Origin of the sequence: Aromatoleum tolulyticum (assembly GCF_900156155.1) — a bacterium.
Classification (GTDB): Bacteria; Pseudomonadota; Gammaproteobacteria; order Burkholderiales; family Rhodocyclaceae; genus Aromatoleum; species Aromatoleum tolulyticum.
This window is the reverse complement of record NZ_FTMD01000009.1, coordinates 240,110-249,226: the sequence shown is the minus strand read 5'-3', so window position 1 is coordinate 249,226 and position 9,117 is coordinate 240,110. Positions and strand designations below refer to the sequence as shown.

10 protein-coding genes and 1 riboswitch are annotated in these 9,117 nt (G+C 65.7%); of the genes, 5 read left to right on the top strand and 5 right to left on the bottom strand.

Going from position 1 to position 9,117, the window contains the following annotated elements; genetic code table 11:
- The coding region (locus BW991_RS24370; RefSeq protein ID WP_076602957.1) for a response regulator transcription factor at positions 1–470 on the top strand (470 nt) is incomplete at its 5' end.
- A 24-nt stretch (positions 471–494) separates the two neighbouring features.
- Here BW991_RS24370 and BW991_RS15115 read toward each other — a convergent pair.
- The gene (locus BW991_RS15115) at positions 495–1,862 is read right to left on the bottom strand and encodes an alkaline phosphatase D family protein (RefSeq protein WP_076602932.1); all 1,368 of its coding nucleotides are present in this window, start codon (positions 1,860–1,862) and stop codon (positions 495–497) included.
- A gap of 300 nt (positions 1,863–2,162) precedes the next feature.
- Entirely contained in the window at positions 2,163–3,212 is a 1,050-nt protein-coding gene (locus BW991_RS15110) for a GlxA family transcriptional regulator (RefSeq protein ID WP_244551708.1), read from the bottom strand.
- Positions 3,213–3,357: 145 nt separating this feature from the next.
- On the opposite strand from BW991_RS15110, the gene BW991_RS15105 reads away from it, so the two are divergent.
- Positions 3,358–3,579: a CBU_0592 family membrane protein gene (locus BW991_RS15105; protein WP_076602930.1), complete on the top strand. Its 222-nt coding sequence runs from the start codon at positions 3,358–3,360 to the stop codon at positions 3,577–3,579.
- A 26-nt stretch (positions 3,580–3,605) separates the two neighbouring features.
- On the opposite strand, the gene BW991_RS15100 is transcribed toward BW991_RS15105, so the two are convergent.
- Positions 3,606–3,848 (bottom strand): helix-turn-helix domain-containing protein, encoded by a 243-nt coding sequence (locus tag BW991_RS15100; protein ID WP_244551710.1) that lies wholly within the window; start codon positions 3,846–3,848, stop codon positions 3,606–3,608.
- A 55-nt stretch (positions 3,849–3,903) separates the two neighbouring features.
- On the opposite strand from BW991_RS15100, the gene BW991_RS24200 reads away from it, so the two are divergent.
- Positions 3,904–5,058, top strand: a complete 1,155-nt coding sequence (locus BW991_RS24200; protein ID WP_244551707.1) for a 2Fe-2S iron-sulfur cluster-binding protein — start codon at positions 3,904–3,906, stop codon at positions 5,056–5,058.
- A 63-nt stretch (positions 5,059–5,121) separates the two neighbouring features.
- On the opposite strand, the gene cbpB is transcribed toward BW991_RS24200, so the two are convergent.
- Positions 5,122–6,540, bottom strand: coding sequence for a peptide-modifying radical SAM enzyme CbpB (cbpB, locus tag BW991_RS15090; protein ID WP_084205100.1), 1,419 nt, complete (start codon positions 6,538–6,540; stop codon positions 5,122–5,124).
- Positions 6,537–6,797 (bottom strand): modified peptide precursor CbpA, encoded by a 261-nt coding sequence (gene cbpA / locus BW991_RS15085; RefSeq protein WP_084205099.1) that lies wholly within the window; start codon positions 6,795–6,797, stop codon positions 6,537–6,539. The genes cbpB and cbpA overlap by 4 nt, the downstream gene beginning before the upstream one ends.
- Before the next feature lie 11 nt (positions 6,798–6,808).
- Positions 6,809–7,035, bottom strand: a riboswitch (cobalamin riboswitch).
- Between the two features lie 247 nt (positions 7,036–7,282).
- On the opposite strand from cbpA, the gene BW991_RS24195 reads away from it, so the two are divergent.
- Together BW991_RS24195 and cobD are read left to right on the top strand one after the other, a co-directional pair.
- Complete coding sequence (locus BW991_RS24195; RefSeq protein ID WP_244551706.1) at positions 7,283–8,059, top strand: hydantoinase/oxoprolinase N-terminal domain-containing protein; 777 nt, start codon at positions 7,283–7,285, stop codon at positions 8,057–8,059.
- Between the two features lie 17 nt (positions 8,060–8,076).
- Positions 8,077–9,114, top strand: coding sequence for a threonine-phosphate decarboxylase CobD (gene cobD, locus BW991_RS15075; protein WP_244551705.1), 1,038 nt, complete (start codon positions 8,077–8,079; stop codon positions 9,112–9,114).
- Positions 9,115–9,117 lie beyond the last annotated feature (3 nt).

Sequence of the window (9,117 nt, the reverse complement as noted above, 5' to 3'; positions counted from 1 at the left end):
CGCTCAGCGGTCTGCAACTCCAGGAGGCGTTGTGCGAGCGCGGCTTCAACCTGCCGATCATCTTTCTCTCCGCCTACGGGGATGCGCAGATGGGGGCACAGGCGATCAAGAGGGGCGCCATCGACTTTCTGCAGAAACCCTACCGCAACCAGGATCTGCTCGATGCCGTCAATGCGGCCCTGATCGAGAGCAAGGAGGCGCGGGGCAAGCAAAGCGAGCGGCACAAGTACCGCGACTGTCTCGAAAGTCTCTCACTGCGGGAAAAGGAAATCTTCGATCTCGTCGTCGAGGGCAACAGCAGCAAGGAAATCGCGCGCATCCTGGGAATCAGCCCGAAGACTGTGGAGGCGCACCGGGGCCGGTTGATGAGCAAACTGGGTGTCCGCTCCTCGGGCGAGCTGATTCAGCTGTCGATGCTTACGAACAGCCACTGCATCGAGTGCAAGTGGGCGTGCCGGCCTGCGCGGTGACGCGCGCCGGGCGGGTGGGCACGCTCACGGCGTGCGCAGCCGCGCGGCCGGAAACTCCTCCTGCCACAGGCGCGTGCCCGCGGCGTTCCACGCGGCGACGCGCAGCAACCGCGCGCCGGCCGGCCCGGAGAACTCCAGCGTGCAGAAGTTGCGCTGCGTGACCAGCGTCCCGGGGACCTCGCGCACCGGGAACGGGCGGGGATGCACGCGTGCGGTCAGCGGCGAGCAGGTCAGCTCGGTCAGCGGGTAGGTGCCGGGGCGCTCGCGCTCGGTCAGGTGGGTGTAGTGGATGTCGCCGGAGAGGAAGAACACGCCGTCGATGCGCTCCGCAGCGAGCCAGTCGAGGAACGCCAGGCGCTCGCGCGGGAAGTTGTGCCAGCCCTCGCCGCCGCGCTGCTCCGGCGACGGGCGGTCGCTGAGCATGCGGCTGCCGTTGGCGACCAGCTTGAAGGTGGCGCGCGAGTCGCGCAGCGCACCCTTGAGCCACTCGAGCTGCACCGCGCCCAACATCGTCCGCGCCGGGTCCGCGGCGGCATCGTCGTCGCGGTGGTAACGGTCGTCGAGCAGGAACAGTTCGACGTCGCCGAGTGGCATCCGGGCGAAGATCCCGGCCGTGCCGGGCAGTCCGTAGCCGGGGTTCGCCCAGTAGTCCTGGAACCGCTCCAGCGCCGTCGCCTTGAGCGCGAAGTCGCGGTTCGAGTTGTCAGGGCCGTAGTCGTGGTCGTCCCAGATGGCGACGTGCTGGCCGGTGCGCAGCAGCCGCTGCAGTGGCGCGAAGCCGCGCGTGGTCGCCCATCGCCGGTGCATCCGCGCGGCGGCCCCGTCCGCGGGCGCGAGGTCGTCGTCGCGGTAGTAGATGCTGTCGCCGAGCCACAGCATCACGTCGGGTCGCCGTGCGGCGACGGTATCGAAGATCTCGAAGCCGGCGCCGAAGGAGTTCGGGGTGACCTCGTAAGGGGCGTCGGGGACGTAGTTGCACGAGCCGGTGGCGATGACCAGATCGCGAGGCGCGGCCGGATCCGCGGGCGCGGTGGTGAACGCGGGCACCTCGCCGAGCTCGACCGGGGTCCCGTCGAGCAGCACGCGGTAGGCGTAGCGGGTGGCGGCCCGCAGACCGTCGAGGTCGACGCGCGCGGTGTGGCCGCGCTCCGGGCTGGCGGCGACCGGCGCGCTGCGCCGCGCTGCGTCGGGCTGGCCGTGCGGCCAGTACTCGAGCTGCACCTGCGCGGGGGCGTCGGTCATCAGCCACACGCCGACGCGCGCGGCTGTCGCCGGCCCGGCCATCGGGCCGCCGGTCAAAGTGGCCGCGCTGGCACCGGCCGCGTGCAGCGCCAGCAGCAGCCAGGACAGCGCCAGACGGCGCAGGGCGCGCCACTTGAGGTCGGGGCGCATCGGCGAGATCACTCCCTGCCCAATCGAGCGAATGGACCCCACGCGCCACCCGGGCGTGTAACGTCGAATGAGTCCGGTCTGCGACCCGCCGGACATGTCCATACTTGACCGGATTGAAATGCAGGGAGCCGAGGTGCGCACTATAGTCCTGCTCGTCACGAATCAGCTGTTCTCAATAGCGCCGCTGCCCTATCCCCCGTTCTCCACGCGCCGGGGAGCCGCGTACGCTCCATGTGAGCCCCGGCCACCGGTTCGAGGACATCATGTCGATGGGCGCCAGCGCGTGGATGCGGCGCTCCGTCAGCTGCGACGATGTCTCGCACTGACCTGTGACGGCGACACCCCAAAGAACTCCCGGTAACACCGGCTGAAATGGGGCGCGCTACTGAAGCCGCAGGCGATCGCGATGCTGGTGATGGGCTCGTTGGTCTGCTGGAGCAGGCGGCGCGCACGGGTAAGTCGGGCTTCGAGGTAATAGCGCGAGGGTGTCGTGTTCAGGTGGCGCTGGAAAAGGCGATCGATCCGGCGGCGGGAAACGCACGCGCGAAGTGCGAGGTCCTCGATGCTCAGAGGCTCCTCGATATTGTTCTTCATCAACTGCAGTATCGTTTGAAGCGCTTCCGGGAAGGTGGGATCGTCCACCAGGGTCGGCATCGGACTGTCGGGTAGATCATCCAGCGTCCGGTCGCAGGCGAGGATCTCCTCGATGCCGCGCACCGTCTCGTCACCGTGGTGATGTCGGATCACCGCGAGCATCATTCCGAGCGCACTGTTCGCGCCCGCGGACGAGATGCGGTCGCGGTCGATGACGAAGGGGTGAGGCAGGAGCCTGACCTGTGGGCAAAGCTCCTGGAGGCCGTCGCGGCTATCCGGATGTACGGTACAGGTATAGCCGTCCAGCAGGCCGGCGTGCGCGAGCAGGTAGCTGCCGTTCCAAAGGCTGCCCAATATCGCCCGGTGGCGTGCCGCCTCACGCAGCTTGGCGACGACGGGCCGCTGTGGTTCGAGGTTCGAGCGGAACCCGCCGCAGATGATCAGGATGTCGAGATCCTTCGTGTCCAGCGCGAGCAGTTCACCATCTACGGAAATGTTGATGCCGAGGTCGCTGCGCACCGTGGCGCCTTCCAGACTGTAGGTTTCGAAGCGGTAGAGCGGTTTGCGGCTGATCAGGTTGGCCGTGACGATCGCGTCAACGGCACCCGTGAAGGCCATCATCGAAAAGTGTTCGAGCAGCACGAAGCCGATGCGTCGGCAGATCGGCGGGTGCTCGTCATGGGGCGCCTGCCCTTGAAGATAGGCCTGGTTGCTGTGCCGCATACGGCTGTCGAAGCTGCGCGGGGCCTGCCGCAATTTGTCCCCCATTTATCGTCTCCAGATTTCGGCGCTCGACGGCGGAAGATCCTTGGCTCGCGAACCTGAGCGAATATACCGGAGATCCACGAGATGCCGCTCCCGCCCGGAGGTGTGAACGAGCGCGTCGGGAGGCATTTTCGGGGTGGGCTACGATTTCTCCCGCTATCACGAGGATCTGCGCTACATCGGCCTCAACATCCTCGGCCCCGGCTGCATCCTGTTCTCGCTGGTCTTCGATTTCAATCTGGCGTCGGTCATTGCGCAGGTGCCGTGGATCCTGCTGACTGCCATCAGCGTGATGAAGGCGCTCCGCCCGAGGAGCAGGCAGATGCCCCGGACGGCCGGGAAGTGCATGAGAAATTAGCGCCGAACGTCCCGCGCCCGTGCCGCTCACGCATTGCCGCAATATTCGACGTTGGGGGCGACGGATTGCAGGTGCGGCACAGTCAGGAGCGGGACGGACGCAAATGGCTTCTTGCATTTCTGTCCGCGCTCGCCGCTCGGTGGGTAACCAAACAGATCGCGGTAGCACTTTGCGAAATGCGGCGGCGTGCGGAAGCCGCAGGCGATGGCGATCTCGAGGATCGACAGCGAGGTTTGCAGCAGTAGCGCGCGAGCGCGGTGCAACCGCAGGTCGAGGTAATACTTCGTCGGTACGCAATTGAGGTAGCGTTTGAAGAGGCGTTCGATGTGTCCCTACCATCAGTGGACCTACGACCTCACCGGCAAGCTGATCTACGCGGAGCACATGGGCGAGGATTTCGATCCTTCGGGGCGCGGCCTGAAGCGCGTGCACGTGGAGAGCGTCGCCGGCCTCATCTTCGTCTGTCTGGCCGAGAACCCGCCGCAGGACTTTGCCCAGATGCGCGAAGCGATGGAGCGCTACGTCGGGCCCCACCGCCTCACCGACTGCAAGATCGCAGTGCAGGACGAGATCGTCGAGGCCGGCAACTGGAAGCTCGTGATGGAGAACAACCGCGAGTGCTATCACTGCGTAAGCAACCATCCCGAACTGACGATTTCGCTCTACGAGTACGGCTTCGGCTACCAGCCGTCGCCGTCGAATATGGAGCAGGTCCAGGCTTTCAGGGATCTCATCGGTCGGGAACACGCCCGCTGGGAGGCGGCGGGCCTCCAGTCCGGCGGCTCGGGGATCACGCCGCTGATGTCCATGTCGCGCAGCTTTCACGATCTCGGCGAGGACCGCGACGTGGTCTTCGTGCATAGCGCGCGCACCCCCGCGGATATCATCTTCCGCCGCGAACTGGGCCTCCTGGCCGGCAACCAGCCGGGCTTCCGCACCGCCTTCGTGTGCGAGGGGCGTGGCGGCGAGGCCGAGTGGGCTGCACCGACGGGCTACCTCGACCTGCAACTCCTCGCCCGCATCGCTCCGGACTTTGCCGAGCGCGAGGTGTTCTGCTGCGGACCGGCGCCCTACATGGCGGCAGTGCGTGCGCTGCTGACCGAGGGTGGCTTCGACATGGCGCGGCATCACGAGGAGAGTTTCTCCTTCGCCGACTTGCCTGGCGAGCCGGCGGACGAGGATTCCGCCAGTGCGGGCGTTTCGGCGTGCGAGGCGGTCGGCTTCAGCGTGGAATTCTCCAAGAGCGGACACACGGTCGCCTGCGCCCCGGGGCAGAAGGTGCTGGAAGCGGCGCGCGTGGCCGGGCTGCGCCTGCCTTCGTCCTGCGCCAAGGGAATGTGCGGCACCTGCAAGTCGCGCCTCGTCTCGGGCGAGGTGCACATGGAGCATGGCGGGGGAATCCGCCAGCGGGAGATCGACCAGGGCTACATCCTTCCCTGCTGCAGCACGCCCTTGAGCGATCTGGTGATCGAGCGATAAACCAAGGCCCGCGCGGGAATTCCCCGGGCGGGCCTTGAATGACGGCGACAGGTGCGGCGTGGCTCAGGGCAGCACGAAGTCGAAACTCGTCTCGACGCCGCCGTCCTCCGCATCCCATCCGTCCCACAGGAAGTCATTCGCCTTGCCGTCCGCGATCAGGCGGAATGCATAGCGCGTCTGCTCCTCGTAGAAGCCGCAGAACGCCCCGACACGGTCCATGCCGCCGTTCATCTCGTGCGCCTCGGCCGGACAGGGCGAGCCGCAGAAATGCCGGATCGCGCAGCCCTTGCACGGATCGATCCGGTCGACGTCCCGCCCGGTGACCGTGCGGAACGCCTCGCTTTCGAGCACATCCTCGATGCGGTCCGTGAACAGGTTGCCGCCGCGGAACGCATCCAGCCCGATGAACTCGCTGCACGGGAACAGGCCGCCGTCGGGTGCGAGCGCGAAGAACGCACGTCCGCCGCCACACGGCGAGATGTCGCACATCAGGCGGCGCGCCGTCGGTGCCAGGATCGCCAGCAGAATGTTCGCGAAGTTGGCGACGACCATCTTGCGGCCCGTTTCGCGGTACAGGGCATGCGTGCGCTCGAGCGCTGCGATGAAGGCACGCGCCAGGGCCTCGTCGTCGGGACGGACGGTCCGAGCGCCTGGCAGGGTACAGCGCACCGCATTGAGCATGCAGGTCGGCACCTCATGCGCATGGAAGAGATCCACCAGCGGAACGAGCTGGTCCAGGTTCTTCTCGGTGCAGGTCGCGATCACGCTCCAGGCTGAATATCCGCGCAGCGACTCCATCGCACGCAGGACCTTGTCGTGCACGCTCTTGCCGCCGAAGGTCAGGCGCGTCGCGTCGGTGGTCTCGGCAAGGGGCCCGTCGAGCGACAAGCCGATGCTGACGTTGCGCGCGGAGAGAAACTCGATCGCCTCCTCGTCGAGCAGGGTGGCGTTGGTCTGGACGCCGAAAACGTACTCGTCCTTGAACGTGTCGATGGCCGAGAACAGCGCGGCCTGATTCATCAGCGGTTCCGCACCGTGGAAGATCACGCGCGGCTTGCGCCCCTCGGGCATCACGGTCGAAAAATACGACTTGAGCCGCCCGAGCGCCTCCACCAGCCGATCCGTCGACATGTGCTGCCCGCTGCGGCGCATGCCTTCCGGGATGTAGCAGTAGGTGCAGTTCAGGTTGCAGCGCTCGGTCGGATTGACGTACACGGCCGACGGCTTCAGCTCGAAGCGCAGCGCATGCAGCTCCCGTGCGAAATCGTCGGCCTTTGCCCGATAGCCCGCCATCAGCGCGCTATCGGTCAGCGTGTCGGCGAGCTTGTCCTTGCGCACCAGCGCCCAGAAAGCGCTGGCGGGATCGCTCAGCGCCACGTAGTCCGCGTGGCCGATGTCGAATGGAATCAGGCTCGCGCCGCAACCGAGGTTGGCATAACGCCCCGCGGACGGGGCGCGAGCGGTCGAAACGAGGCCGCTCATCGCACCGCCTTGCGGTCCATCAGGACGTAATGGGACAGCCCCACCCCGTCCGCCTCGCAACGCTTGCGGGTGGCGATGATCGCCGGCTTCGCTTCGGCGCCGCACACAGCGGTGTTTGCTGCGCCGGAAACGGCGATTTTCGCGGCTTGTTGCTTGATATCAGTCGAAGGCATCCGATTCTCCTGTTTTTCCAAACACAAAAACAAAAAGGGCTCCGCTGCCGCACGGCCAAGTGCGGACAGCGAAACCCTTGCCATTGGTTTCAGCTACAAAAACAGTCGATACGGCAGGTCTTCTGGCTCCCGGATCACGCGAACTGCCGCGCCTTCCCGCCGGGGTGTTCCCCGACAGTGACTGGATGTTCGGAATCTACCGACATCCCAGCGACGTTCATCCCCGGTTACAGCGGCGGGCCCGCCACGGAATTGAGCAAGCTCGCACCGTGTTCCGACGGCGATTGGTTTCGCCGTCATTGCCGAATCGGGTGCAATTCTCGCGACGACGGAGGCCCTCGTCAATAGCGCTGTTCCCGCTATCGGGGCAGACGTCGCAGGCCGGCCTGAGGTCGTCGCAACCAGACAGGCGTCGTCCGCGCGGGAGACTAGATTTGACGATGGGCCGATAGCGGCACGGTCTGGAGCCGGAAAAGCCGGTGACAGCATTGAGCATCGCGTTCCGCCGACAGGATGCCGTCTCGCCTGTCGTGACTTTCAACGGAGACTTGTCTGAGTAGAGGACGAAGATGGGCCTGATGCTGGGTATCGATACCGGAGGAACCTTCACCGACGCGGTCCTTATCGACGAGCGGCGCGAAGTGCTTGCTGCCGCAAAGCAGCTGACGACCCGCCATGACCTGACGATCGGCATCGCGAAGGCGATCGACAGCCTGCCGCCGGAATCCCTGCCAGACGTCGTGCTCGTGTCCCTGTCGACGACGCTGACCACGAACTCGGTCGTCGAAGGCAAGGGATCCCCGGTCTGCGCCTTGCTCATCGGCTACGACGAGCGGCAGGTGCAAAGCAGCTCGATTGATTGTAAAAGCAGGGCGGAAACGGGCGAAGCCCTGCATGGAATTACGCCGGCCCGAAGGTGGCCGATAAAGAAGATTTCAGTTTATGGAAAGATGCCAGCAAGCACTCGATGGCTGTTCTCCCTCTCCACCCCGCATTCCCTCGCGTGTGGCGTCTTTCCCTTTTATTTCTGTTGTCGTGATCTCCAGGAGAACAATGTGCCCAGAGATGCAGCGAAGAGACTGAAACAGGCGTTTTCCGACGCGCAGGACGAGGCGCAACGCAAGGCGGCGGTGTTGGCATTGCTGCGGCACAGTCTCAGGCTCGGGCACCGGCGACTGTCACTAAAGCGCCTGGAAGATGCCGTCGGTTGCGGCGCCGCGCTCGAAAACGAGGATCTTCATCGCTGTGCGGAGCTGGTATTGCGGGCCAGTGATACGCATATGCATGCCAGGTTGGCGAGCTTGAGCCGTCAGCTCACATCCGTGAGCAACTCCAGCTCGTTCTGAATAAGGTTCTCCTGCTTGTGAAGATCGAAAACATGACGAACGGCCAAGGTGTCCACAGCCCGGAGCACGGGGGCAGGCTGCGGGCTGCTGCGGCCCGCTACGGCATTCCGCTTGCCGATTGGCTCGACTTGTCGACCGGCGTGAGTCCCTACGGCTGGCCGGTGCCACCGCTCCCTGCCCAGTCGTGGAAGCGTTTGCCCGAAGAGGAGGACGGTCTGGAGGAGGTGGCCGCAGGTTACTACGGAAGTTCGCACGGGCTTGCCGTAGCCGGTTCCCAGGCCGCGATACAGACGCTTCCGCTGCTATTTTCGCGCAGCTCGGTGACCTGCCTGTCCCCCCTCTACAACGAACACCCTCATGCATGGAGGACACACGGGCATGACGTCCGTCTGCACCTCGGCGGCGACCTGTGCGGCGCATTGGCCGGCGGATCGCCGCATGTCGTCGTGTGCAATCCCAACAATCCCACGGGTCGAAGCTACGGACGCGCCGAACTGCTGGAGGCGGCCGCGTCGCTCAGCGCGCGCGGCGGGGTGCTCGTCGTCGACGAAGCGTTCATCGACGTGAATCCGGAGGAGAGCCTCGCTTCCATCGCCGGTTCCGACGCTGCGCCAAACCTCATCGTCTTGCGTTCCCTGGGCAAGTTCTTCGGCCTCGCCGGCGCTCGGGTCGGGTTCGTCTTCGCATCAGCCGACTTGCGCGAACGCCTGTCATCCCGACTGGGACCGTGGACGATTGCAGGGCCGTCGCGCGAGGTCGCGCGACTCGCGCTGGCGGATCGCTCGTGGCAGCGGGACATGCGCCCGTACCTGCGCGAAGCCGGGCAGCGACTGGTGCGGATGCTTGCACCGATGGGGGTAGTGGGCGCGACTGCGCTGTTCGCGACGGTCGCGCCGCCGCGGGCCAGGGAATTCCACGAAATCCTCGCCAGCAACGGCATTCTGACCCGGTATTTCAAAGACCACGAGCTGATCCGGTTCGGACTGCCCGACTCGGACGAATCGTGGAAGAGGCTGGCCGCCGCCTTGGCGGAGGCTCGGGATTCGCTCATGTGAGTT